The sequence below is a fragment of the Halobacillus sp. AWH4_228 genome (assembly GCF_056158365.1).
Genome location: NZ_JBSWTE010000001.1, coordinates 2,639,499 through 2,665,029, shown reverse-complemented (window position 1 = coordinate 2,665,029; position 25,531 = coordinate 2,639,499). Strand labels below are relative to the sequence as shown.

The 25,531-nt window shown below is 46.9% G+C and carries 26 protein-coding genes and 1 riboswitch; of the genes, 19 read left to right on the top strand and 7 right to left on the bottom strand.

The genetic code is table 11. The features are described from left to right. Positions 1 to 33: 33 nt before the first annotated feature. Positions 34 to 534 (bottom strand): 3D domain-containing protein, encoded by a 501-nt coding sequence (locus ACXADP_RS13700; protein WP_474968092.1) that lies wholly within the window; start codon positions 532 to 534, stop codon positions 34 to 36. Between the two features lie 279 nt (positions 535 to 813). On the opposite strand from ACXADP_RS13700, the gene ACXADP_RS13695 reads away from it, so the two are divergent. Together ACXADP_RS13695 and ACXADP_RS13690 are read left to right on the top strand one after the other, a co-directional pair. Continuing rightward, positions 814 to 1,965 (top strand): zinc ribbon domain-containing protein, encoded by a 1,152-nt coding sequence (locus tag ACXADP_RS13695; RefSeq protein ID WP_474968093.1) that lies wholly within the window; start codon positions 814 to 816, stop codon positions 1,963 to 1,965. 12 nt (positions 1,966 to 1,977) lie between these two features. Continuing rightward, complete coding sequence (locus ACXADP_RS13690) at positions 1,978 to 3,132, top strand: S1C family serine protease (protein ID WP_474971708.1); 1,155 nt, start codon at positions 1,978 to 1,980, stop codon at positions 3,130 to 3,132. Between the two features lie 35 nt (positions 3,133 to 3,167). Here the strand turns inward: ACXADP_RS13690 and ACXADP_RS13685 are convergent, their stop codons facing one another. Beyond that, the gene (locus ACXADP_RS13685) at positions 3,168 to 4,634 is read right to left on the bottom strand and encodes a flavin monoamine oxidase family protein (RefSeq protein WP_474971707.1); all 1,467 of its coding nucleotides are present in this window, start codon (positions 4,632 to 4,634) and stop codon (positions 3,168 to 3,170) included. 123 nt (positions 4,635 to 4,757) lie between these two features. On the opposite strand from ACXADP_RS13685, the gene ACXADP_RS13680 reads away from it, so the two are divergent. Together ACXADP_RS13680 and zupT are read left to right on the top strand one after the other, a co-directional pair. Continuing rightward, positions 4,758 to 5,411, top strand: coding sequence for an SIMPL domain-containing protein (locus ACXADP_RS13680; protein ID WP_474971706.1), 654 nt, complete (start codon positions 4,758 to 4,760; stop codon positions 5,409 to 5,411). 124 nt (positions 5,412 to 5,535) lie between these two features. After that, a complete protein-coding gene (gene zupT / locus ACXADP_RS13675) occupies positions 5,536 to 6,336 on the top strand; it encodes a zinc transporter ZupT (RefSeq protein WP_474968098.1) in 801 nt (266 codons plus the stop codon). A 204-nt stretch (positions 6,337 to 6,540) separates the two neighbouring features. Here zupT and ACXADP_RS13670 read toward each other — a convergent pair whose 3' ends face one another. Both ACXADP_RS13670 and yfkAB read right to left on the bottom strand, forming a co-directional pair. Further along, positions 6,541 to 7,125, bottom strand: a complete 585-nt coding sequence (locus ACXADP_RS13670; protein ID WP_474971705.1) for a YgjP-like metallopeptidase domain-containing protein — start codon at positions 7,123 to 7,125, stop codon at positions 6,541 to 6,543. 74 nt (positions 7,126 to 7,199) lie between these two features. After that, positions 7,200 to 8,324 (bottom strand): radical SAM/CxCxxxxC motif protein YfkAB, encoded by a 1,125-nt coding sequence (yfkAB, locus tag ACXADP_RS13665; protein WP_474968100.1) that lies wholly within the window; start codon positions 8,322 to 8,324, stop codon positions 7,200 to 7,202. Positions 8,325 to 8,523: 199 nt separating this feature from the next. On the opposite strand from yfkAB, the gene ACXADP_RS13660 reads away from it, so the two are divergent. The 4 genes from ACXADP_RS13660 (at position 8,524) to ACXADP_RS13645 (ending at position 12,512) form a co-directional block, all read left to right on the top strand. Next, positions 8,524 to 9,408, top strand: coding sequence for an SDR family oxidoreductase (locus ACXADP_RS13660; RefSeq protein ID WP_474968101.1), 885 nt, complete (start codon positions 8,524 to 8,526; stop codon positions 9,406 to 9,408). Continuing rightward, entirely contained in the window at positions 9,386 to 10,132 is a 747-nt protein-coding gene (locus ACXADP_RS13655; RefSeq protein ID WP_474968102.1) for an alpha/beta hydrolase, read from the top strand. Before ACXADP_RS13660 ends, ACXADP_RS13655 begins: the two co-directional genes overlap by 23 nt. Positions 10,133 to 10,213: 81 nt before the next feature. Then, positions 10,214 to 10,312, top strand: a riboswitch (TPP riboswitch). 87 nt (positions 10,313 to 10,399) lie between these two features. Continuing rightward, the gene (gene thiT / locus ACXADP_RS13650; protein ID WP_474968103.1) at positions 10,400 to 10,966 is read left to right on the top strand and encodes an energy-coupled thiamine transporter ThiT; all 567 of its coding nucleotides are present in this window, start codon (positions 10,400 to 10,402) and stop codon (positions 10,964 to 10,966) included. 100 nt (positions 10,967 to 11,066) lie between these two features. Continuing rightward, positions 11,067 to 12,512, top strand: a complete 1,446-nt coding sequence (locus ACXADP_RS13645; protein ID WP_474971704.1) for a phospholipase D family protein — start codon at positions 11,067 to 11,069, stop codon at positions 12,510 to 12,512. 42 nt (positions 12,513 to 12,554) lie between these two features. Here ACXADP_RS13645 and ACXADP_RS13640 read toward each other — a convergent pair whose 3' ends face one another. Further along, positions 12,555 to 12,905 carry a YflT domain-containing protein gene (locus ACXADP_RS13640; protein ID WP_474968105.1) on the bottom strand — a complete coding sequence of 117 codons (351 nt, stop codon included), beginning with the start codon at positions 12,903 to 12,905 and terminating at the stop codon, positions 12,555 to 12,557. Between the two features lie 134 nt (positions 12,906 to 13,039). Here ACXADP_RS13640 and ACXADP_RS13635 point away from each other — a divergent pair, with 134 nt between their 5' ends. The 4 genes from ACXADP_RS13635 to ACXADP_RS13620 all read left to right on the top strand — a co-directional run bounded on the left by ACXADP_RS13635 (position 13,040) and on the right by ACXADP_RS13620 (position 15,613). After that, positions 13,040 to 13,921, top strand: a complete 882-nt coding sequence (locus ACXADP_RS13635; RefSeq protein ID WP_474968106.1) for a DUF1028 domain-containing protein — start codon at positions 13,040 to 13,042, stop codon at positions 13,919 to 13,921. 18 nt (positions 13,922 to 13,939) lie between these two features. After that, positions 13,940 to 14,311 carry a hypothetical protein gene (locus ACXADP_RS13630; RefSeq protein ID WP_474971703.1) on the top strand — a complete coding sequence of 124 codons (372 nt, stop codon included), beginning with the start codon at positions 13,940 to 13,942 and terminating at the stop codon, positions 14,309 to 14,311. A gap of 470 nt (positions 14,312 to 14,781) precedes the next feature. Further along, a complete protein-coding gene (locus tag ACXADP_RS13625; protein ID WP_474968109.1) occupies positions 14,782 to 14,994 on the top strand; it encodes a hypothetical protein in 213 nt (70 codons plus the stop codon). 199 nt (positions 14,995 to 15,193) lie between these two features. Further along, positions 15,194 to 15,613: an RDD family protein gene (locus ACXADP_RS13620; RefSeq protein ID WP_474971702.1), complete on the top strand. Its 420-nt coding sequence runs from the start codon at positions 15,194 to 15,196 to the stop codon at positions 15,611 to 15,613. Positions 15,614 to 15,804: 191 nt separating this feature from the next. Here ACXADP_RS13620 and ACXADP_RS13615 read toward each other — a convergent pair whose 3' ends face one another. Together ACXADP_RS13615 and trxA are read right to left on the bottom strand one after the other, a co-directional pair. Then, positions 15,805 to 16,662 carry an alpha/beta fold hydrolase gene (locus tag ACXADP_RS13615; protein ID WP_474971701.1) on the bottom strand — a complete coding sequence of 286 codons (858 nt, stop codon included), beginning with the start codon at positions 16,660 to 16,662 and terminating at the stop codon, positions 15,805 to 15,807. Positions 16,663 to 16,703: 41 nt separating this feature from the next. After that, the gene (gene trxA / locus ACXADP_RS13610) at positions 16,704 to 17,018 is read right to left on the bottom strand and encodes a thioredoxin (RefSeq protein ID WP_474971700.1); all 315 of its coding nucleotides are present in this window, start codon (positions 17,016 to 17,018) and stop codon (positions 16,704 to 16,706) included. Positions 17,019 to 17,777: 759 nt separating this feature from the next. Between trxA and dcuS the strand changes: the two genes are divergently transcribed. From dcuS to ACXADP_RS13575, 7 genes are all read left to right on the top strand, one after another. Continuing rightward, on the top strand, positions 17,778 to 19,382 hold the full coding sequence (dcuS, locus tag ACXADP_RS13605; protein WP_474971699.1) for a DcuS/MalK family sensor histidine kinase: 1,605 nt from the start codon (positions 17,778 to 17,780) through the stop codon (positions 19,380 to 19,382). Next, the gene (locus ACXADP_RS13600; protein ID WP_474971698.1) at positions 19,379 to 20,089 is read left to right on the top strand and encodes a response regulator; all 711 of its coding nucleotides are present in this window, start codon (positions 19,379 to 19,381) and stop codon (positions 20,087 to 20,089) included. Before dcuS ends, ACXADP_RS13600 begins: the two co-directional genes overlap by 4 nt. A 132-nt stretch (positions 20,090 to 20,221) precedes the next feature. Continuing rightward, positions 20,222 to 21,403 (top strand): NAD(P)-dependent malic enzyme, encoded by a 1,182-nt coding sequence (locus tag ACXADP_RS13595; RefSeq protein WP_474971697.1) that lies wholly within the window; start codon positions 20,222 to 20,224, stop codon positions 21,401 to 21,403. Positions 21,404 to 21,436: 33 nt separating this feature from the next. Next, positions 21,437 to 22,765 (top strand): 2-hydroxycarboxylate transporter family protein, encoded by a 1,329-nt coding sequence (locus tag ACXADP_RS13590; protein ID WP_474971696.1) that lies wholly within the window; start codon positions 21,437 to 21,439, stop codon positions 22,763 to 22,765. A gap of 324 nt (positions 22,766 to 23,089) precedes the next feature. Beyond that, entirely contained in the window at positions 23,090 to 23,449 is a 360-nt protein-coding gene (arsD, locus tag ACXADP_RS13585) for an arsenite efflux transporter metallochaperone ArsD (protein WP_474971695.1), read from the top strand. Between the two features lie 13 nt (positions 23,450 to 23,462). Beyond that, entirely contained in the window at positions 23,463 to 25,232 is a 1,770-nt protein-coding gene (gene arsA, locus ACXADP_RS13580; RefSeq protein ID WP_474971694.1) for an arsenical pump-driving ATPase, read from the top strand. A gap of 16 nt (positions 25,233 to 25,248) precedes the next feature. After that, on the top strand, positions 25,249 to 25,530 hold the full coding sequence (locus ACXADP_RS13575; protein ID WP_474968117.1) for an adhesin: 282 nt from the start codon (positions 25,249 to 25,251) through the stop codon (positions 25,528 to 25,530). Position 25,531: the final 1 nt, after the last annotated feature.

Sequence of the window (25,531 nt, the reverse complement as noted above, 5' to 3'; positions counted from 1 at the left end):
GAGTTTCTCACAATCGGTGTCTATTTAAAAGGATTATTCCAGAATTTCCACTTCGATCTGACGTCGGCCGTAATCAAAGGCATCTCTTTCCTCTGCCATAAATAAGTCGATCCGGTGACCTTCGATATCTCCCCCGATGTCTCCGGCTGTGGCTGTTCCGTAGCCGGGAACCCGGACGGTCGAGCCGAGCGGGATGACGGAAGGATCGACAGCAATGACTTTCTTGTCAGGATTGGCGCGAAGATCGATGCCGGTGTAGGTCGTTCCACTGCAGCCTTCACAGAAAGCGGTATAGGCTGTCGCTTCAACGGCTACCGTCCGTTTCACATCATCCTTTTTGTTTTGCGAAGCAAAGGAGGCTTCTTTTTCTTCTTTATCTTCAAAGCGGTTGTGCTGGTCTTCTTTTTCATCGAGGATGGTTGCTTTTTTATCAACAGGCTGGGCCGTCTTATCGGTTTCCTCAGCACTTGAAATATGGTCGATTCCGGAAAACAGGGTAAGCATGACAGCAAAGGATAGGAAAAATTTCATCATGTCATCCACCTCTTTCGCATTAGATCTGAGAGCAGTATAACAGGTGTGTCTGTAGATAAACAAATACAAAATACCTACAGATTGATTACAGTTCCATGACATTCGACGGACGCGGGTTTTCTTTTGGAAGACGGGACCGGGACGCAGGGAGCATTCGTGAAAAAAACGAAAAAAGGGACGATAGACGTTTACGAATCTATCAATGGTCATGCTATAATAGTTGAGGATTATGTACGATTCTGGATCACAAGAAAGCTGTGAAAAAAGGAGGACCAGACCATGATCACATGTCCTCAATGTAACCATGAAAACGCCGAGGGATCGCGTTACTGTTCCCAGTGTGGAGCATCCTTATCAGAAGAATCCCCGGCTGATGCTGAGAAGAAACGATCGTGGCTGCCCATTCTTACACCTGCGATAGTCCTTGTTGTGGTGGGGGCGGCCCTTTATTTTGTCTATGACCAGGAAACAGGGATAAATGAAGATGCAGCCTCGTGGAAGACGGAAGCAGAGGAAGCAGCCCTTGCCGGAGATTACCGGGAAGCAGAGAAGCTGCTTACGCGTGCCATCCAGGAACGTCCGGATGCAGAGGCGCTGCAGGAGGAGTTGACCCACGTACAAAGTGTGCTCCGTATGGAAAAGGAACTGGAAGAAGTGTCCAAGCTGCTCGAAGAAGGCAGCCTTTCAAAAGCGGATGACCAGCTGTCTGAAGTCCAAACAGCCTTAAGACAGGAAAACGGGCGGATCTATCAGACACTTGTACCAACAGTGAATGAGATGGATTCCAGATTCACTCTACAGGAAGTGAACGAGGAACTTTCCAAAATTACAGATGTGGATGAGCTGGCTGCCAAACTGAATACCCTTTCGGATTTGAATTTGGAAGAAGCAGCCAAGGTCCGGGAAAAGATTTATGAAAAAATCGTCAACCGTTCCACGAAAACGGCAGAGGCAGCGGCTGAGAACAAACGATACACTGAAGCCATCGCTCTGATTGATGAAGGTCTTCAGTACGTCTCGAACGATGAAAAGCTGATCCAGCTGAAAGAACGGGTGCAGCAGGAGAAGCAGGCGTTTGAACAGGCCGCTCAGGAACGTTTGGAAAGTGCGATGCAGCAGGCCGCCAAGGATGAGCTTCGTAATGAAACCGAAGCCTTGGAAGTAGTGGATATCCAAATGGAAAAAGATGAATTCGGTGATTATAAAATCAGTGGCGAATTGAAAAGTCTGGCCACCCAGGTGATCAGCACAATCAGTGTGAAATATGACATCAAAACACAGGACGGAGAAGTCGTCCGGTCAGAATCCGCCAAGGTGTACCCCAACTACTTAAATCCAGGCAGTACAGGCAAGTTTGAGAAAATGTACTACAACCTGGAAGAAGGGGAATACATGGTGGAAATGACAGAGCTGGAATGGTTAGTAGAATAGGAGGATGCGGCAATGAAACGCTCCTGGATGATCAGCCTGATCGTCTCTTTACTTATCGTCGGAGGCGGTACGGCGGGCGTTTTCTATATTCTGGACACGGTGCCGGAACAATTGGCGGTGTCGGCTGTACTCAATCAGCCTCCTGAAGAAGATGAGAAAAACGCAGAAGTGCCAAAAGAAACACAGGACATTATCTATGAATCTCAAAAGCTTGTCGTCCAGATTGAACTTCCGGACGGCACGATCGGCTCCGGGTTTTTATACAATGACAAGGGTGATGTGATTACGAATGCCCACGTCGTGGCCAACGCCGAAGAAGTCTCTGTTATTACGACGGACAGTAAAAAGATGCCGGGGGATGTTATCGGGGTGAGCCGCGATACAGATGTTGCGGTTGTCCGTGTACCCGGCCTTGAGGGGCGCGATCCGCTCCCGATCCGGACAGAGGGCTATGCCGAGCTGCTGGACGAAGTGCTGGCGCTTGGAAGTCCACTTGGTCTGCAGAATACGGTGACACGCGGTGAAATCAGCGGCGTGGACCGGACGCTGGATATCGAGCCGTTCCATTACGAAAACATGTATCAGATTTCTGCGCCGATTTCCCCGGGGAACAGCGGTGGTCCGCTGCTTGACCGGAACACGGGCGAAGTAGTCGGAATCAATTCAGCCAAGCTGGATGAGGAAACGATCGGTTTCAGTATCCCGATTGCGGATGTGCTGCCGATGATGGAGCGCTGGAGCGAAACGCCGATGGAATCGCTGCCTGAATTCCCTGAGCTGAATGAACAGGTGCAGTCTCCGGTTACCGGTACAGATGCAGAACAGGCGACGTACATGGTGCAGTATTTTTATGACAGCATCAACCAAGGCGACTTTGTGACGGCCTATTCCCTGATCAGTTCAAGCTGGCAGGAGAAGACGTCGTTTGAAGAGTTCCGTTCAGGCTATTACAATACGCTGAGTGTATCCGTCGATAACCTTGTCGCTGATCCGAAGGACGATCAGGTTGTCGTGACCGCCTTCATCACTGCTGAAGAAACCGTGGATGGAGAAGTCAAGGTTAAGAAATATAAAGTGGTGTATCCGATTCAGAAGGAAAACCAGTCGGTGAAGATCATGCAGGGATCCGGCGAGGAAATCAGTAACGAATCCAAAGAAGAAGAATGACGAAACCACCGCTCATGATAAGAGCGGTGGTTTTTTTATCGGTTATGGATTTCTACAGCGCCCCGGATGCCTGATTCAATAGCCCCTTCAATCCATCCGTGGTAGGAGGAGGTGTGTTCGCCGGCGAAATGGATGCGGCCTTCCGGCAGAGGGATGATGTCCTCCAAATCCCTGCTCTGACCCGGAGTGAAAAGGGTGAAACAGCCCGCAGAGTATGGGTTTCGGCTCCAGTTGTAGACGATGCTGGTCATATACGTATCATAGACGACCCGTCCGTATACCTTGGCAAGGTCGCTCATCACTTCCTCTACGGCCTGCTTTTTACTGAGGCTGTTGAATAACAGCGCATTCTGTCCCCACGTGTAGCTGGCAAGCAGAATTCCCGGCCCAGGTTTTCCACCGTCATGGCTGGGCTGGTAAATGAAGCGGGAGGGATAATCGGTGATGATGTTCCCGACCGGATACTGCTCCCAGAATTTATATGAAAATTCTATGCCTATTTTTACAGCTGGAACATTGATGATTTCGTGGATCGCCGCCCATTTTTTTATGGAAATCGTGTCATACGGACGGACGTCGATCCATTGGAAAGTCGTAAAAGGAATGGTCGTCAGGACATAATCTCCGGTCCAGGTGGAATAGCCTCCGGTTTTTTCATTCTTTGACACGACCTGTACGCCATCTTTGTAATGATTGATTGCAACGGCCCGTTCGCAGAAGTAGATGGCGGAGGAGAGCTCCGGGTAAAAGGCCCATGGCAGCCGGTCATTCCCGCCTTTGATTTCCCTGAATTTCGTATCCCCTTGGAAGATTGGAAACGTAATGTCAGTGAGGATGTTCAGAAATGCGAATTCCGGGAAACCTTCAATTCCAAGCAGGACCTTGATTTTCCTCACAGCATTTAAAGACATGGAGGGGCCGTAGGGGTTGTTCCTTAAATATTCACTCATGGAAAGGTCCGAATAGCGGTCTCTGAGGTGTTCTTTTTCAGCATCACTGCTGTGGTTATAAACATCAAGAAACGGCTGGACGGCTGACAGAAACAGTTCTTTGGCCGTTTTGCCCTGCTCCTCCGAATCTACAGGAAAATCAAGAATGGCAGGGTTTTGTTCATAAATGCGGTGATACACTTTTTTTCCATTAATCAACAAGAGGTCATTTTTCCGCGTGTTTTGAAAAGGATTGGTTTCCAGTCCGAATTTGTCGACATACGCATATACAAGCTTATGATTGGTCGGTATCCGCATCGCTCCGACATCGAGGTAATTGCCATTCGTGAACGGGGCACGGACCGTATAGACTCTTCCACCCAGACGGCTGTCAGCTTCAAGGATGGTCACCTTATGACCGGCATCCTTTAATAAACCAGCTGCCGACAGTCCGGCCATGCCGGCACCGATAATGATCACCCGCTTCTTTTGAGCAGACGGCGAAAGACCTTTATGGATGATACGGAGAAAATCATCTGGATATGTAAAGTTCTCCGATTGATAATTCGTCATGGAAAACACCCCCTTTTATGGTTATTCAGTCCATTTAATGAACAGTACGGTTCTATGGATGTAATTTCCAACGTGCATATTCATAGTGAGCCGCACATGAATTAGTAAAGGGGGGAATGGCCGATGTATCAATTATTCCGACAGGACGGATCTGACAGGCAGATCCGAGTCCAGGGATCAGGAAGTGTTAAAGTGAAGCCGGATACAGCCGTTGTTCAGCTCGGTGTTGTGACGGAAGGGACCGATCTCACCTCGGTTCAGAATGAAAATGCAGCGGTCACCAGCATGGTGAAAAATCAGCTGATGGCTGCAGGTGTGGACGAGACGAATATTCAAACATCCGATTATTCCGTGTTTCCGCAGTACGATTATGTGGATGGGAAACAGGAGTTCCGAGGGTATCAGGTTTCCCATATGTTGACCGTGACCGTAGATGATATTGAACAGACAGGCGCAGTCATTGATGCTGCCGTCCAAAGTGGTGCCAACCGGGTGACGAACATCGAGTTTACGGTGAGTCAGTCTTATTACTATTATCAAAAAGCCCTTCAAATCGCCCTCGGGCAGGCTCTTGCCACAGCACAGACGATCGCGAATACGATGAATGTGAGGCTTGACCAGCAGCCGGTCCGTATTGTCGAGGAAAAAAGTCCGGACGTTTCTCCTCTTCAGCCTTATGCCAAAACACAGGCGCTCAGTGAGAGTGCTGTACCGATCGAGCCGGGGATGATGGAGATTACAGCCCGGGTGGATGTCTGGTTTCCATTTTATCCTTAAAACACAGGGACTTTGACTGTGTTTTTTTATATGGAGAAAAAGGTCTTGGTTTAAAATGTTGTGCCGAGGAAAAACATCCATTACAATGGGCAGTAACAGATGTTCGCAGGTAAGGAGAGGTCACATGGAAAACTTACTGCTCGCTTTCGGTCTCACCCTGTTTGCAGGGCTTGCTACCGGAGTAGGGAGCATACTCGCATTTTTCACATCAACAACAAACACACGATTTTTATCTTTGTCACTCGGTTTTTCGGCCGGAGTGATGATTTACGTATCCATGATCGAAATTTTCTTCAAGGCCCAGGACTCCCTCATAAGTGCGCTCGGAAATGAAATGGGCCAGTGGATTACAGTGGTGTCCTTTTTCGGAGGCATGCTGCTTATTGCTCTCATCGATAAAGTGATCCCGAAAGCAGGCAACCCTCACGAAGTGAAAAAGGTCGAGGATATGACACAGGACAAGCAGAAGGACCGCGATCTTTTGAAGATGGGAACGTTCACAGCCCTCGCCATTGCGATCCACAACTTTCCGGAAGGGATTGCCACCTTCACAGCGGCATTGAATGACCCGGCACTTGGCATTGCCATTGCCACCGCTATTGCGATCCATAACATCCCGGAGGGAATTGCGGTCTCTGTACCGATTTATTTCGCCACAGGGGATAAGAAAAAGGCGTTCAACCTGTCCTTTTTAAGCGGGTTATCCGAGCCGATCGGGGCCATTCTTGCCTATCTTGTGCTTATGCCGTTTTTGAATGATATGGTTTTCGGAATCCTCTTCGCCGGAGTTGCCGGCATTATGGTATTTATATCCCTTGATGAACTGCTTCCGGCCTCAAGAAGGTACGGGGAGCCGCACTTATCTATTTACGGCGTTGTCGCCGGAATGGCAGTCATGGCCCTGAGCCTGCTGTTGTTTATTTAATGCCTTTCTGTCATGGGATTTGTAGGAGGCGGCCTTGGGAATGACTCCCTTTCCGTGCCATCCCTTGCTCTGAATAAATAGCAGACCGGACCCCTGATTCCAGACGGAAACGATTTAGTAAGCGTATGAAATATCAACAACAGACTTTAACAGAGCTTATTTAATAAAAATCCCCCGGCTGCCTGATGGCGTCCGGGGGATTTTTTAATACGTCTTTCCTGTATAAAGATCTTCGATGACGCTTTGGATGGCCGCTTTTTTCCGCTGGATCAGCCGCCAGTTGATGGTGATGGATTCCTCCTGCCTGCTTCCAAGGCGGGTGAGGTCATCCTCGATTTCAACCGGGTGCGTGCTCAGTGCCTTGAATTTTTCAGCGGCTTTATCCTTGAGCCAGGCGGTCATGTGCTCATTCAATTGAGCAGTCTGCTCATCTTTAGAAGCGGGGGAGGTGCAGAATTTAAACTTTCCCTGCTGGAATGAAAGGGTCGTCTTTTCTGAGTCTGTCTGCTCAAATAACAGCTTATAGGAGCGGCCGAGATAGGTGATTTTCTGTCCTTCTTCCAATAAGAAAGGTCCAAGGTAGAGGTCTTCGTGCGTTTTCTGCCAATGATTGATGATCCAGTCGGCTTTCTTTTCTACAAACGCATGGACTTTCTCATCCGATTTCTCCTCAGGCGCCGTCACCTGGACCCCGTTCAGATCATCCAGGTAAATTTTCGTGAACTGCAGCTGCGGCTGTTTATGGACGGTATATTGGATCGTTGTCTGATTATGCTGTAGGAGCGGCATATCAAGACCTCCTTTACATGTCGGTGATGTTGTAAAAAAACAGTGCCCCTGAATAGAGGAGCACTGCTTGGAGATTACAGGGTGATTTTCGCTTCCCGCTTCTGAAAATCGACGTCCTGGTAATACGAGTTCTTCACAAGAACGTTTGGACCGAGGCATTCCACCGCCGGGCAGTGACAGTTGAGGCTTTTCGCCGTGTCGGTCTGCATCCACTGTTGGTATGCGTCTTCCAGGGAAGTGTCCTGAATGTTGCCAAGACCAGGCTCGTCCCCGAAGTCGGTGACGATAATGTCGCCGCTGAATATGTTGACATTCAAGCGGGAGCGCCCATCCGGGTCGTTCCTTACCGTCACATTTTTCGCGCTGTACAGGCGCTTCAGCATGTCCAGATCCTCATCATTGGTGCTGCATGGATAATAAGGCAGGGTGCCGAACAGCATCCACGTATCTTCATCGCGGTGATCAAGCAGACGGTTGATTCCTGTACGCATATCCTCAAGGCTCAGCGTTTCAAGAGCACTGGCGAAGTCCACCGGGTACATCGGATGGATTTCATGCCTTGCACACTTCATTTCCTTCACATGATCGTGGATCGCTTCCAGGTAAGGGAAGGTGCGTCGGTTCAGCATCGTTTCCGCGGATACCATCACGCCTTCATCCGCGAGACGCTGGGAGTTCTCCACCATCCGGTCGAAGAATTTCTTCCGGTTTTCCTCGGAAGGCTTGCGCTCCATGCGGGCGAATCCGGTGTGGATGAATTCTTCAAGCGTTCCCCAGTTATGCGAAATATGTAAAACATCAAGATAGGGGATGATCGGGATATAGCGCTCATAAGGAAGCGTCAAGTTGGAATTGATCTGTGTGCGTACGCCGCGTTCATGAGCGTATTTCAACAGGGGCAGCACATAGTTTTCTACGGATTTTTTCGACATCATCGGCTCCCCGCCGGTAATGCTCAAAGTCCTCAGATGAGGAATCTCGTCCAGTCGCTTCCGGATCAAATCCATCGGCAGCGCTTCGGGGTCCCTCTGCTGCAGGGTATATCCGACCGCACAGTGCTCGCAGCGCATATTGCACAGCGTCGTCGTCGTAAATTCAATATTGGATAACGTCATATGCCCGTGTTCCTTTACGTCCATGTAGGCTTCCCACGGGTCAAACTCAGGTGTAAGCTTCTGAAGCTTCATGTTGGTACTCATAAAATATGAAACTTCCTTTCTATTTAATTGATTCGGTCTTAACCTTTCCTATTCTAACATTATTCAAGCTCGAACTATACCATTCCTTCTTGACGAACGTGAAAAAGAAGCAGGAAACGTCTGCATATCGAAAAAGGAGTTTCCCCGTGTGACAACGAAAGGAAAAGGGTAGACGAATAGATAAAGGAGGACACCATCGATGCAGCCAACCGTTATGATTACCGGATCCTCCAGCGGATTCGGACAGCAGACCGCTGTGAAATGTGCAGAGAAAGGCTTCCGTGTCATTGCAACAATGCGGAATATGGAAAAAGCGTCGGTTTTCCAAAACGCAGACCTGACGGAAGACGTGAAGCAGAAGATTGAAGTGTGGCAGCTGGATGTCACGGATGATACCTCGATTGAACGTTTTAAGGAAAAAGCAGAACAACTGGAGCGGGTGGATGTGCTCGTGAACAACGCGGGCTATGCGGTAGGAGGGTTCCTGGAACAGGTCCCACTTGAGGAATACCGCCGGCAGTTCGATACGAACGTCTTTGGTGTTATAGCCGTCACGAAGGCTGTTCTGCCCGTCATGAGGCGCCAAGGGTCCGGAAAAATACTAAATGTCAGCAGTGTCAGTGGATTGATCGGTTTTCCGGGGCTATCGGCGTATGTATCGTCCAAGCATGCGCTGGAAGGACTTTCTGAAAGCCTGCGCTTTGAACTGCAGCCATTCGGCATTGATGTCGCGTTGATTGAACCAGGCTCTTTTCAGACGAATATCTGGTCGTCCGGTATGAAGCTTCCAGAGGAAGTACACAATCCTTCGTCGCCTTATGCTTCCTACATAAAAGGACTGTGGAGCGCTTTGAACGAAGAGTCACGGGCCCAGCCGGCTTCCGTCGCCGACCTCATGACAGGACTGATCCAAAAAGACAAGCTGAAAAAACTGCGTTATCCAGTCGGAGCGGGCGTCCGGACCAACGTGCTTTTGAAAAGGCTTCTTCCATGGGCATGGCTCGAAAAGGCGGTATTGAAACGGATATTAGGTTCCACCAAAACAAAAGGAGGAAAACCAGATGGCCGAGTACAGCATTCTTGATGGGGCAGAGGAAATCAAATACGAGGGCAATGAGGTGGGGATACTCGTCTCCCACGGGTTCACAGGGACGACCCAGAGCATGCGTCCGCTCGCAGAAGCATACGCACGCGAAGGCTATACCGTTTACTGTCCACGGTTGAAAGGACACGGCACAGCACCGGAGGATATGGAGACGACGTCCTATAAGGACTGGATCGAATCAGTGGAGAGCGCCTATCAATGGCTGAATGAACGGTGCAGTTCTATATTCGTCGTCGGTTTATCCATGGGAGGAACGCTTGCCCTTTATATGGCCGGTGAGCATAAGGACATCCAGGGGGTTATTCCGATCAATGCAGCAATCGACATCCCGGTGATGGAGGAGAGTGCGGCGACAGACGAACGTTTTCTTGATGCCATCGGCTCCGATATTAAAGACCCCGGCCAGGATGAACTGGCCTACGACAAAACACCGGTCAAATCCATTACCGAAATCACGGTCTTAATGGATCAGGTGAAAAAGCGGCTTGATACGATTCACTGCCCGATTCTGGTTTTCGTCTCGGATGAGGATCACGTCGTGCCGCCCAATAATTCAGAAGTGATCTTTGATTCGGTCTTTTCGGAGCACAAGGAGCTTGTCCATTTGGAAAACAGCTACCATGTCGCAACACTGGATCATGACCAGGATTTGATTGTTGAGCGCAGTCTGGAATTCTTCCAGATGTATACGAATACAAAATAGACTCCATTGCCCGGGAAATAAGTTTTGTCATCGGAGAGAAGTTTGATATAATAGAAATATAGCAAGAAGAGTAATCGGTACAAAGCCTACAAGGGGAGCCTAGCGGCTGAGAGTGAACCTCGTTCAGACCCTTCGAACCTGTCAGTTAGTACTGGCGCAGGGATGGCGGCTTTTTTGATGGTGCAATGCATTCGGGATCCCTCCATCAGGAAGCGTCCCTGTCTGCATTGCTTTTTTTGTGTCTTTTTTTAAAGGAGGAATGCTGGAATGAGAAACCGCAGAGTCCTATTTTTAGTAGAAATTGCGATCTTTTCCGCATTAGCACTACTACTGGATATCCTTCCGTTTTTATCATTTAAATTATGGGCCCAGGGCGGTTCCGTTTCGTTTGCAATGGTGCCGGTCTTCATTATGGCCTTCCGCTGGGGCGTGAAGGGAGGCGCGGCGACTGGACTGCTGCTCGGCATCTATCAGATTTTGACCGGTGCCTATATCATCACCCCTTTGCAGACGCTGTTGGACTACATTGTGGCGTTTGCGGTGATCGGTGCGGCAGGAATCGTGGCGAAACCGCTTTGGAATGCGATCCGCTCCAAGGAAACGAAAGCTCTCGTCGGGTGGATCATCGCGGGGTGCTTTATCGGCAGTGTACTCCGCTTCTTCGGTCACTTCGCAGCAGGGATCATCTTTTACGGTGAGTTTGCGCCGGAAGGACAGCCGGTCTGGCTGTACTCCCTCGTTTATAATGGCGGATACATGCTGCCTGCGTTTATCTTAAGCGCCATCGTAATCAGCCTTTTGTTCATACAGCGTCCAAAGCTGCTGCTTCATTAAATGAGAAAAGTCTTCTGCCCCTGCGGTAGAAGGCTTTTTTTTCCATGTTTGAAACACCCCCGGGTAGTGAAAAGACAGGCAGAGACCAGGGGGGATAAGAATGAAAAAAATAAAGGGGTTATTAAAGAAGAAATGGGTCTGGCTGCTGCTTTTGATCGTGCTGATCCTTTCGGTCATGATTGCCTATCATACCTCATGGAAAGCGCTCCCGGAAGGCGTTTCCTACGAGGGCGGTGTCCATCAGATGGAGGATATCGAGTTTTTCCGTGACCTCTCCTATGAGAATCAAGAGGGGGATACGGTTCATGATCTTCAGGTTTTTGAGGAGATGTATGCCACTATAGGGGAAGCGGATGATTTTATTGTCGCTGATATGTTTCTTTTCAACGGCTACACGAACGGGAAAAATGAATTTCCCGAAATCAGCAGTCGTCTCGTGGACGCTGTATTAGAAAGAAAAGAAGAAGTGCCTGAGCTTGAAGTCGTGTTTATTACAGACCAAATCAATACCATTTACGGCTCCTATGAATCGGAAACAATCCGCCGCCTGGAAGATGGCGGGGTGAACGTCGTCTTAACCAATCTGGACAAACTGAGAGATTCCAATCCGTTATACTCGAGTGCGTGGCGTCTGATGTTTTCCTGGATGGGTAACGGAGGAGAAGGGTGGATCGGCAATCCGATTGCCAAGGAGGCCCCTGACGTGACGCTTCGATCCTACATGAAGCTGTTGAATATTAAGGCGAACCACCGGAAGCTGCTTGTGACTGAGGATTCAGCCGTTGTATCCACGGCTAACCCTCATGATGCCAGTGGGTACCATGAGAACGTCGCTTTCAAAATGGACGGTCCGATTATAGAGGATATTTTGGAAGCAGAAGAAGCGGTGGCCCGCTATTCCGGCGGGGAATTCATCGACTACAGCAGCTATGAATGGGAAGAGCAGGAAGGACCGCTTCAGACACAGTTCGTGACCGAAGGAAAGATCTATGACGCCGTGCTGGAAGAGCTGGAGGACGCTGGTAAAGGGGATGACGTATGGATCGGGATGTATTATTTAGCGGATAAAAAGGTGACCGCCCGGATCGATGAAGCGGCCAACCGCGGGGCTGAAGTACGCATCATTATGGATCCCAATAAAACCGCGTTCGGCCATGAGAAGCCGGGGCTCCCCAATTTGCCGGTGGCTGCCGAGCTGAAGAACCTCGGAAATGAGAACATCAAGCTGCGCTGGTATGACACGAACGTCGAGCAGTATCATACGAAAATGCTGTATATAGATGGGCCGGATGATGACGCCATCGTCGCCGGTTCCGCCAACTATACGAGAAGAAACCTGTCCAACCTTAACCTGGAAGCGGATGTCGTCATCCACGGGCCCGGGGAGGAGGAGGTCTTCCAGGAGGTCAACGATTACTTCACGAGGATCTGGTCCAATGAAGACGGCCATTATACAACCGACTATGAAACCTACCAGGACAATCTGACGTCCATCCGCTATGCTACGTATTATCTGCAGAAGTGGACATGGTTTACAACTTATTAAACAGAAGCCCCTGACGCATGTTTTGCGTCAGGGGCTTTTTTATCAGGAGAGAATTGCCTGAGCTTTTGCAGGATTGGTTATGATAAGAAGTACTTTTCCTTCATCCAGGTCTTCTTCATATTGTCCAGCTTCTTCTTTGGAGAATCCGATTTCCTGCATCTTTGTGCGGAGCTCATCGCCTTTTTTACTGAAGATATTCGTGATGACGCTTTTCGCATCCTGCTCGGAAGCACCAATCGTATTCGCATTCACACTCTTCGAAATCCGTTCGGTCCGGTCATCATCATGGGACAGGATGTAAATCTCTTCGTTATCAATGCCTTCGTTCTTCAGTTTTTCTACCATATCCTTCAACTGTTCATCATTTGTGTATTCACGTACAAGTGGTTTCATTTTTTCACCGCTCCTTTTTTTATATCATGTTCTACAGTAAAATTACCCGTTATTTTCTATTGTTAATCGGAATATGGGAAGAGAAGGAAATCTGAATGTGTTGTCGAATGGTAAGGATATTGGAGGGAAAAGAGATGAACAATCAGATCATTGCTACATTTTCGATCGCCGCCTGTGACCCCGGCCGTGAGGAATGGGGCGTGGCCGTACAGTCCAAGTTTTTAGGCGTCGGCTCCGTCGTTCCATGGGCGAAAGCAGGTGTGGGAGCGGTGGCCACCCAGGCTTTTGCCAACCCTGCCTACGGTCCGGAAGGGTTGAAACTCCTTGAGGCAGGGTTGTCTGCGGAGGAAGTCATCGAAAAGTTAACGGACGAAGACCTTCAAAAGGAAGACCGTCAAGTCGGAGTTGTCGACCGTTCCGGTCAGGCAGCGACTTTTACCGGGAAAGACTGTTATGACTGGGCTGGGGGAATCACAGGGAAGCATTATGCGGCTCAAGGAAACATATTAGTAAATGAAGAAACGGTGACCCATATGGGACATGCGTTTGAACAATCGGAAGGCCCCCTGGCCGAACGTCTCATTAGAGCCATCCAAGCGGCGCAGGAAGCAGGGGGAGACAGCCGAGGAAAGCAGTCGGCGGCCGTGCTCGTCGTTCGTGATCAAGCAGGCTACGGCGGACTAAGCGATGTCGCTGTAGATCTCAGAGTGGACGATCATCCTGAGCCGATCAAGGAACTGGAGCGGATTTACCAGCTGCACCAATTGTACTTTGGTGAAACGAAGGAAGAGGATGTCCAGCTGATCGATGAAGATGTAAAAAGGGAAATGGTAGGCCATTTAGTCCGTCTTGGCTGCCTTGAAAGTAAGGAAGTTGATGACGAGGTGTTCTATGAATCCTGGACGACGTACCTGCATACCGAAAACTTCGAAGGTCGTGAGCTGGACCAGGGGAAAGTCGATCGGAAGGTGCTGGATTTTATGAAGAGTCAGCCAGGTAAAAGCGAAAGAAGATAAAGGAAGAGGGGATGGGGCATGGAGGTCGCAGCGATTACATCGGCCGTTTTATTTTGTTTCGTGGCTGTGTTTCAAGTGTTACTCGCGTCCGGTTTTCCGCTCGGGGAAGCGGCCATGGGGGGGTCCCACCGCGTCCTGCCGGCGAATTTGAGAGTCGCCAGCGCACTGAATGCCCTGCTGTTGGTTTTTATGGCCGGTATCGTTCTTCAGCATGCATTTCAATTATCTGATCTGCTCCGTTTTTTACCCACTACGATTCTCATGTGGGTAATCATCATTTTCATGGGCATCAACACATTGATGAACTTAATCTCAAGGAGTAAAAAAGAACGTCTGATCATGACTCCTGTTTCAGGCCTGTTGTTCATCCTATGTTTATGGGTGGTGTGATTCAAGGCGTCTCTTTGAGATAGGGAGAATGATCAACATAAGGGTTCCGGTTATTCTTACCAGTGCCGGAACCCTTATTTTAAGAGAAATCTACATAGCGATTCTTCGGGGGATCAAATCAGGACGTCTCTTTGCGGATGTTTACGTATTTTTTTACATAGATCAACAAACTTAAAATAAACAAGGCTTGAATCAATCTAGTCAGCAGTCCGACCGAAATATGGGTGTTTATCGAGAATAGTATGAGGGGTTTTTCTATATGAAAGCCTAAAAAAATATGGAGAAAGGTGTAGATTCCTGTCAGCCATATGAATACAAGCAGTGTTTTTTTCATAGTGGTCACCTTCCATCATGGTTTTATAAAAGAAAATTTTCCCTGTTTATATGGTAACATTACCCATTTTCTGTATACTAGAGGAACGGCTGAAGGAAGCTCTGGATGATATTCATAACCTTTGGGAGGTGATTGAATGGGCTTTTATTACTTTATTTTATTTGGCGTGGGGGTCGCGCTGGGAGTTTTGGGAGGAAAGAAACTCTTCCATTCCTCCACGAATCCTGCTGCTTGGGCTCAACTGGTCATTGGAGTCGTGTTCGCCGCTTCGTCTATCGTTTTGTTTCAGCCGGGCAGCTCAGATGTTATTTCACAGATGCTGCTGAAGCTGCAGGACTTTTTCTTTTGAAATACATGAAAAAAGAGAGGTTTTTCTTTGGAACTCATTGTATTTGGAGTTATCGCACTAACCAGTGTGTTCGTTATTATCCTTGGTCTTTTAAGCCTCAAGAATGAAAAGGACACAAAGATCATCCGGACGAGAACAATGGATATGGAAAATACCCGTGTAATAAGAAGCTTCAATAAAATCTGTAAAGGATGATGATATGCCTTTCAGCCTTGATAAAGCAAGCTTCGGCATGAGGGTACTGGCTGAAGTCATCGATGTCCTGCTTATCTATATTCCAATTGGAGTCTTTATACCTTTCTTTTTTGGTATCCATAATGGTCCATATCAAGACATTTTGACAAGTGTCTTCTATATGATTTACTGCATCCTTTTACCAGTAGCGTGGCAGGGGTATGGTGTTGGCAGAAGGATGATGTCGATAAAAGTGAAAAAAGAGAACGGGAATAAGCTGAACCTTCTTGACATGGTTTTTCGAGAGCTTTTAGGGAAGTATCTGCTTGGGGTGATAACGGGAGGACTCTCGATTATCATCAGTGCTCTGATGGTTGTGTTTCGTAAGGATAAAAAAGCTGTACATGACATGATCGCAGGAACTTATGTATCGAATGAGGGGTAGAAGCTGTTCCCAAGGGAGGGGTGCTTTTGAAATACACGTGGTGGTTTGTCATGGGAATTGTAGTTGGAGGGACCATTTCTTACATAGTAGGTCTTGAAAGTTTGGAGAGCATACAGGAAGCGCTCAAATCGTGGTGAATAGAGCAAAGAAGAAAAGCAGCGTCCTTCCGACGCTGCTTGGATTTTATTTTTTTATATGAACTTCTTAATTTCTGCACTGAATTCTTTCGGTGCTTCCTGAGGAACCCAGTGAGCGGACTCGTCAAATCTTACGAGTGTGCTGTCAGGCAGATCTTTAATGAGTTTTTCTGCTGTTTCCACCGGCTGCCACTCATCTTTTGTTCCCCATAGTAAAAGAACGGGCTGCTTGATGGTGGAAAGCTTCGACGTAATCGCAGTCGTTTCATTTGTATTCAATGCTGCGGCGTTACGTACGAGACTCAGTTTGCCTTCCTCGTGCAGGTAAGGGGCCATGATTCCCTGTAAAAAGGTTTCAGTCAGCTGTTCCGGATGAGCGAACACTTCTTTGTACGCTTTGGATAGAAAAGCTTCGAATTCCTGCGTGGACTCGTTCTTCTTGGAAGGGTGCCCCATCACGAGCATATCTTGAATCGGCCAGGAATCATAAGCGACGGAATTAGAAAGCACGAGCTTGTTAATACGTTCCGGTGCTTGAAGAGCAAGAAGCAAACCAACGCCTCCACCGATATCATGAGCAACAAGATTCACTTGATCCAATGCCAATTCATCCATAAGCTTGAGTACCATATCCGCCTGTACATGAAGAGAGCGGTCGAACTGGTCACGCTGATCGGACTGTCCATAGCCAAGCAGGTCAGGTGCAATGACACGGTAATCCTCTTCAAGCTCCGGAATGACGCTCTGGTATAAGTAGGACCAGGTCGGGATGCCGTGTAAAAGCATTACAGGCGTACCTGAGCCCACATCCGTGTAATTGACTTTAACCGGTTCCTCGACGATGCCTTCCAACATAACCGATTGTTGTCTTTGCTTAAACGTTTCTTCATTCATAGTTGCAGGTTGGTTCATTCTTATACCTCCCAGGATAATCGTATGATTGAGTTATTTATTTACGCATGTTTCTCGGCGATGCTGACAATTTCTTCTTTCGGTTTGAAGCCGACTGCCTGCTCGACAAGTTCTCCATCTTTGAAAAATAAGAGGGTTGGAACGCTCATCACACCATATTTCTGAGCAGTTTCCATATTTTCATCAATATCTACTTTTACAATGTTCATGTGATCTCCCTGTTCTTCATCAATTTCTTCCAGAACAGGAGCGATCATTTTACAAGGACCACACCATGGGGCGCCAAGGTCTGCGATAACGAGTCCGCTGCTTGTCTCCTGTGCAAATGTTTCATCTGTGGCGTTTCGAATAGCCATATTCCATTCCTCCTTGCATCTGTATAACCACTAAATAAATATTTAGTAGTTAGAAGGTTACATGATGCTGAAACTGACGTCAACTGATGAGGCATGGAGGGTGTTCGGTACTAATGGAATTATCAGGGGAAAGACATGTCAGAATAGGAGGATGGAAATGGCTTAAGGCACAATTGTAGCCGCTTCGGTCTTTTTATTATAGATTTTGAGAAGGAGTAATCATTAGATGTGTTCTTTATAGGCTTATCATCAGTATTTTTAGGCTCTTGTTTTACTTACAACCGATGTATTTATATTTATGTCTTTAATAGCAGACAGAAAAGAAGAGGAAAGACAGCACCATAGAGAGTTTCTTATGCAGCATTCGCCCTTTTAATCTTCCATTGGTTATATTTCATAAGTGGTGGTTCCGCATGGCTGCCAAAGGATAGGGCTAACGTTCTCTTTAAGTTGGTTAAGATTATTCTATCTCTCTCAGGATTATTTGCTGGTGACCGTTATGGATAGCAACTTCACCGTACTTATTTTCAAAGGCGGGCGTGATGGTATGATTTGTTATAATTGTATTGGGATTTATGACATACGTGAATATGGATGGAAATCACGTATACAGGCAGTTGTGTTCTAGGGAAGCTCCTTTATAGTGGTTTTATTTATTTTAACTGGATTCATCCAATGGGCAGTAACCTCTATGTCTTTAATAATGATTGATTAAATCGTATATAAACATGATTAACGATCCTTGATGAGGAGGAAAATATGAAAACATACCGCTTCAGGCTAAGCACCATGATTATTGTTTTTGTGCTTTTAGTCGTCTTTCTTTCTTTATTGATTACAGATCTTCTCATCACATCAAGCACGAGTGATGATATTCGTGATCAACTGGAAGAGAAAGCATTAATCGTATCTCGTTCGGTAGCAGAGTCGCAGGTCGTTCAAAATGAGTTGCAGAACCCTTCCGGAAGTTTATCCATTCAGGAGTATGCCATGAGTATTCAGCACGCATCTGATGTTTTGTTTGTGGTGGTCATGGATATGGAGGGCATCCGTCAATCTCATCCTAATCCGGATTTAATCGGAAAGAGGTTCGTCGGCGGAGATGAGGAGAGGGTGCTGAATGGGAAAGAATACATATCAAATTCTGAAGGGACACTAGGTCCATCTGTACGTGCCTTTGTCCCTGTAATGTCGAAGAATAATCAGCAAATAGGTGCTGTAGCGGTTGGAATCTCTTTGGATGCCGTCGAAGCTTCCCTTCATAGAAGTCACAGGAACGTTCTGATTGGTTCGTTAATAGGGGTGCTCGTGGGGATAATTGGCGCGTTTCTTCTGGCTAAGTATATTAAGAAAAGTTTGTTTGGTTTAGAGCCGGTAGCAATTGCACGTATCCATGAGGAGCGGAATCGTATGCTGCAGTCCGTAAGGGAAGGAATTATTGCGGTCGATGCAGATGAGCGGATTACACTTGTTAATAAATCGGCCCAAAGCATTTTTTCCAGGGCGGGGATCAATGAAGAAGATCCAGTGGGGAGACCTGTATCAGAGTATATCCCTCACTCCATGCTTGGAAGAGTGCTCAAGACTGGAAAGGCTGAACTGGATGAGGAGCAGCTGATTAATGGTTCGTCTATTATCGTAAATCGGATGCCGCTCATTGTGAATGATGAGGTGGTCGGTGCTATATCTACATTTCGTGATAAAACGGAAGTTAATCAACTGGCTGAGCAGCTGACAGGGGTTCGTTTATATGCAGATTCGCTTCGTGCCCAGTCCCACGAATTTAAGAATAAGCTTCATGTCCTGCTCGGGATGATTGAGTTGGAATCCCTGCAGGAGATGAAGACGTTCATTAAACAGATTGTTGATCACCAGGTTTATGAAGCGGATATAATAACGAGTAAGATTAAAGATCCAGTACTCGCTGGGTTTTTGATTGGTAAACTTAGTTTTGCCCGGGAACAGAATGTACATTTATTCGTAAAGTGTAAGACTGAAATTCCGTCATCCAACGAAAAACAGGTCACCCACAAGATCATTACCGTCATTGGAAATTTGATTGATAATGCTGTTGAGAGTATGAAAGGCAGGGAAAAAAAGCATATTTCTCTGGTCTTTTCTTATGTAGACGAATTGCTTGAAGTCGAAGTCAGGGATACAGGGATGGGGATTCCATCAGAACACCTCAACGATATTTTTCTAAAAGGAATATCAGCCAAGGGGAAAGACAGAGGTTACGGTCTACACTTGGTACAGACGAGTGTAGATGCACTAGGAGGATCCTTAGAGGTGAATTCGAAAGTAAATGAGGGAACGGTGTTTACCGTTATCATTCCTTATGAAGCGGAGGCTGATACGTTATGATTCAAGTTTTAATTGTAGAAGATGATCCGATGGTTGCCAACCTAAACAAAACATATATAGAACAGGTTGAAGGGTTTCATGTTGCTGCCGTGGCTGCCGATGTAGAAGAGGCTTTCCTCTGCATGGAGAAAAATAAGGTGAACCTGATTCTTCTTGATGTATATATGCCGGGCAGAAATGGAATAGAGTACCTTAAAGAGCTGCGAAAAGCAGATGTTCAGGCGGATGTGATTCTGATTACCGCTGCGTCAGAAAAAGAACACATTCAGCAGTCTCTGCGACTTGGGGCCATTGATTATTTAATTAAGCCCTTTGAATTTAACCGACTGAAGGCAGCATTAGAAAGATATAAAGAAAATCAAGGGATATTCCAAAAGAACAAGAAGGTAGGTCAAAGTGAATTGGACCACCTTTTCATAAGAAAAGCGCCTGAGCCAAGACAACATCGGACCCAAATTCCGAAAGGCATGACAGAAACGACCCTGAATCACATTATAGAGATTATTCAAACACAGGAAAGGGAAAACTTTTCTACAGAACAAATTGCGGACTTGGCCAATATCTCCCGTGTATCAGTGCGGAAATATTTAAAGTTTCTCAAGGAAATTGAGTTTCTTGAGGAGAATCTGATCTACGGGGTCGGACGGCCGGTTTATCAATACCGATTGAAGAATAAACAGAACGTCAATATGAAGTTCTACCAGTGAAAAAGCAGCCTTTATCGGCTGCTTTTTTTAATTACAATACGTTTTTTATTTTCAAATGGTATATAAATAAAGCGTTTACATTTAAGGTTAAACCCATAGATGAAGGCGATTACTAGAGAGGTGGCTTATAAAGTGGGCAGAGAAGATCTCAGCACAGAAACGATTAATTTACATCGAGCGTTCAGAGGAAAAATAGAGGTAGCCAGTAAAGTACCCGTGAATACGTCTCTGGATTTAAGTCTGGCGTATACACCGGGGGTGGCGGACATCTGTAGGGCTATTGCGGAAAATCCGGACGAGGCGGATCTACTGACATCCAAAGGGAATATGGTGGCTGTTGTAACGGACGGAACAGCTGTATTAGGACTTGGAGATCTCGGACCGAAAGCCGCTCTACCGGTTATGGAAGGGAAGAGCATTCTATTCAAAAGATTTGCAGGTATCGATGCATTTCCATTATGTCTGGATACGAAGAACACCGAAGAAATTATCTCGATCATCAAAGGTCTGGCACCTACGTTCTCAGGTGTAAATCTTGAAGATATATCTGCACCTAGGTGCTTTGAAATTGAAGAACGGTTAAAAGAAGATTTGGATATCCCCGTATTCCATGATGATCAGCACGGGACGGCGATTGTAGTGTTGGCAGCTTTAATTAATTCATTAAAAATCGTAAACAAGTGTAAAGAATCGGTGAAAGTTGTAATTAGTGGAGCCGGTGCGGCTGGGATCGCATGTGCTGAACTCCTTTTATATGCAGGCTGTAAAGATGTCACTCTGGTTAGTAAGGAAGGTGTTGTAGAGAAAGAAGCCTCTTGGATGAATACAAGACAAAGGGCCATAGCGGATAAAACGAACCTAAGCAGTGTAAGTGGCGGCTTGGAAGATGTTATTGAAAGAGCTGATGTTTTTATTGGCGTTTCCGCAGCCGGTGTCTTAAATGAAACTCAAGTGAAGCGGATGAGTCGTGATTCGATCATTTTTGCTTTAGCAAACCCGGAACCGGAAATTTATCCGGAAGAAGCCTTAAAGGCAGGCGCTGCCATTGTAGGTACAGGAAGGTCGGATTACCCCAATCAAATTAATAACCTTCTGGCTTTTCCCGGTATTTTTAAAGGAGCACTAAACAAAAAGGTCAGAAATATTACTCCTGATATGAAAGTAGCTGCAGCTGAGGGAATAGCCGGAGCTGTTCCGGATGAAGAACGTTGTGAGGAATATGTCATCCCAAGCGCGCTCAATGAAGTGGTTGTACAGAATGTAGCAAAAGCTGTAGAGGAAACGGTTGATGAGGGTATCACTCAAGTCGTTTAAAGAAAGTCATTATACTAAAAAAGGAGAGGTCCCATGTCCAGTTCTGCTGAAAGAGCTCAAATCAATGTATCAAAATCTGATAATGTCACGGTTTTGAGCAGTGAAAAGAAAGGAATTACCATCTTTGGACTGCCGATATTGTGGTTTTCAGTCATTACCGTCCTTACCCTTGTTGCTATGTATACAGAAAATCTGCCCGGAGGAATGATCGGCAGTCTTCTTGTCATGATGGTGTTCGGTGAACTTTTTGGATGGATTGGGGATCACACGCCGGTTCTAAAAACCTACTTAGGAGGTGGAGCTATCCTGGCCATTTTTGGTGCTGCTTACATGGTTTATGCAGGACTTATCCCGGATGGTACGACCACCATGATCAATGATTTTATGAAAGATGGAGGCTTCTTAAATTTCTATATCGCGGCATTAATAACTGGCAGCATTTTAGGAATGAATAAAAAGATCCTCATCAAAGTAGGTCTCCGCTACTTTTTGCCGATCTTTGGTGCAGTAGCTGGTGCAGTAGCGGTAGCGGGGGTTTTGGGCGCACTGGTAGGTTTCTCCTTACGAGATGCGGTTCTTGTTATTACTCTTCCCATTATGGGTGGCGGAATGGGGGCGGGGGCCGTTCCTATGAGTCAGATTTATAGTGAGCTAATGGGCAATGACCCAAGTTATTATATATCCATGCTTGTGCCGGCTCTGGCTTTAGGTAACGTATTTGCGATTATATTAGCCAGTATCCTCAACATGATCGGTAAAAAAATCCCCGGTTTGTCCGGAAATGGCCAGTTATTAAAAGGGTTTGAGTACAAGGAAGAAAAACCATCGTTTGATATCCAAAAGATGGGGATTGGTCTGATGACTGCTGTATTGTTCTTTTCAGTAGGGTCCTTGCTTGATGGCTTTATTCCCATTCATGCTTATGCCATCATGATAATTATAGTAGCTGCAGCTAAGGTTGCAGGAGTTATTCCTGAAAAGATATTGGATGGAGCGAACCAGTGGTATAAATTTGTAGCTAAAAATTGGACACTGGCCCTGTTATTTGGAATCGGGATTGCCTATACGGATTTAGGTACTGTACTTGAAGCCTTAACGCTACAATACATTGTTACCGTTCTAGGTGTTGTATTAGGTGCTGTCATCGGTGCGGGGCTATTAGGGAAGCTGGTAGGATTCTATCCTATTGAATCTGCCATTACGGCCGGGCTTTGCATGGCAAACATGGGAGGCACCGGAGATGTAGCTGTACTTTCTTCTTCCAAGAGAATGGAACTTATGCCTTTTGCGCAGATCTCCTCCCGTTTGGGCGGGGCGATCATCCTCCTTTTAGCCGGTTTGATCATACCATTTCTTATGTAGGGATAGAAGTCTTTACTGTTACAAGATGATATAATTCACTTCAGGGCCCCGGTATTGACCAGGGCCCTTTTTTATAAGAGGAAATAAAGAAAAAGAAGGTTATTTACTAAGTCCAAGACCCTACTAGACATATTCATAACAAGGAATGCTGTCGTACACCTACGAAAATCAATAAATTATCCCTTGAGATATATAAGTATTTAATTATATAATGATGCTGTAATCTTTAAATGGTGATAACGAACGGAAGAGGTAAGATCTAAAAGAGCCACCGGCAGCATGCGTGGTTTAACATTTACGAACATCCCTAAGGAGGATTTACATATGAAAAAGGTAGAAATATTCGACCCGGCCATGTGCTGTTCCACAGGCGTCTGCGGACCGAGTGTCGACCCGAACCTGACACGAGTGGCTTCAGCCGTTTATTCATTGGAGCAAAAAGGTGTGAACATTACAAGATTCAACCTGGGCAATGAACCAGAAGCTTTTGCTGAGAATGGAGCAGTGAACGAAGTACTGCAGGAAAAAGGAGCAGATGCTCTTCCTGTTACTCTTCTGGACGGTCAGGTTGTCAAAGCAGGCGAATACCCGACGAATGAAGAGTTCAGTGAATGGCTTGAAATCAAAGGAGAAGAATTGACGCAGAAACCGAAAGTCCGTGTTTCTATCAATATGGACAAATAAAGGAGCCGTAGTTATGCAGACATCCTACCATCCACGTACACATGTTCAAACGCCGTACCTGTTTTTCACTGGAAAAGGCGGAGTTGGAAAAACATCCGTCGCCTGTGCCACAGCGATAAGCCTGGCGGATCAGGGGAAGAAAGTTCTGTTGGTGAGTACGGATCCAGCTTCCAATCTCCAGGATATCTTTAATATGGAACTGAACCGTGAACCTGTGGCGATTCCAAGTGTGAACAATCTGTACGCCAGTAACATTGATCCGGAAGAAGCAGCAAGAGCCTACCGGGAAAAGACGGTGGGCCCGTATCGGGACAAGCTGCCTGAATCGGTCGTCAACCAGATGGAAGAGCAGCTTTCCGGAGCGTGTACCGTTGAAATAGCAGCCTTTGATGAATTTTCCCATCTGCTCGCAGATGATGAGATATTCAAAGACTTTGATCATGTCTTGTTTGATACAGCACCTACGGGGCACACGTTAAGGCTTTTGACCCTTCCAACAGCATGGTCCGGATATTTGGAAGAATCCACACACGGAGCGTCCTGTCTGGGGCCATTGTCCGGACTCGGCGACAAAAAGAATATGTACCAAAAAGCCATGGATTCCCTTTCGGATAGAGAGAAGACGACATTGGTCATGGTAGCAAGGCCGGAGGAATCCACGATTTTTGAAGCTGAGCGGGCAGCCGTCGAGCTTGGCAAAATCGGGATTGAACATCAAATGCTGGTGATCAATGGTGTATTCCAGTCGTATGATGCCGGGGATGAAGTAGCTTCTGCGTTCTACAGTGAGCAGCAGGAAGCCCTGAAGGAGATCCCTCAAGCCCTGCAGAATATCGATACGTATGCTTTACCTTATGTTCCTTATTCCTTAACGGATATTCAGCACATGCGTCAGATTGTGAGTGAGTCTCCGTATGCTGAGGTGGAGAGCGCGGACGAAGGCATGGATCTGTCACCGCTCCCATCATTAAAAGAGGTCGTGGATGACTTCTCAGCGAAAAACACGCGTGTCATTTTCACAATGGGTAAAGGCGGCGTCGGAAAAACATCCACTGCGGCTGCGATCGCCGTTGGGTTGACTGAAAAAGGTCACCGCGTCCACTTAACGACGACAGACCCGGCTTCTCACGTAGCGGATATGTTCAAGGACAGCCGGGTCCATAGTAACCTCACCATCAGCAGCATCGATCCGGAAGTCGAAGTGGAAAAATACAAGGAAGAAGTCATAACGAAGGCTGGTGAGCTGAATGAAGAGGAGCTCGCCTATCTGAAAGAAGACTTGGATTCGCCCTGCACCGAAGAAATCGCCGTTTTCCGAGCCTTTGCCGATGTTGTAGATTCCGAGGAGGAAATCGTAGTCATTGATACGGCTCCTACCGGTCACACCCTGCTTTTACTCGACTCTTCTGAGGCCTATCACAAGGAAATGAGCCGCTCCACAGGTGACATTCCTGAGAGCGTAACGAAATTACTGCCAAGACTGCGGAACCCGGAAGAGACAGGTGTAGTCGTCGTAACTCTGCCGGAAGCGACTCCTGTATTTGAAGCAGGGCGTCTGCAGGAAGACTTGAAGCGGGCGGAAATTACTCCGAAATGGTGGGTCATCAACCGAAGCTTCTATGCAGCTGGAACGAAGGACCCTGTTTTAGAGGCCCGCGCAGCAACGGAAAAACAATGGATCAGAAAGGTACAGGAAGAATTATCCACACGAAGTGCGCTGATTCCATGGGGAGCCGGAAAACATGCGGCCTATGAACAATGGAAAGCTTACATTCAATCCTAATGAAGAGGTGATGAACATGAAAATTACAGAAAATGCAAAAAGTACACTACAGGGCATGATTGAAGAAAATGGAGCAGAAGGGGTCCGTTTTTATTCCATGGGGGACGGATGCTGTGGTCCACAACTCGGTATTTCTCTGGATGCACCAGAAGAAAACGACCTTGTTAAAGATATGGACGGCCTGAAGGTTTCCATTGATCAGGATGTCAAAGATACAGTGGATAGCTTAACGTTAGATCAGGAAGATACACCAGAAGGAGCACAGTTTGTCCTGCTCGGCATGGATCAGTGCTGCTAAG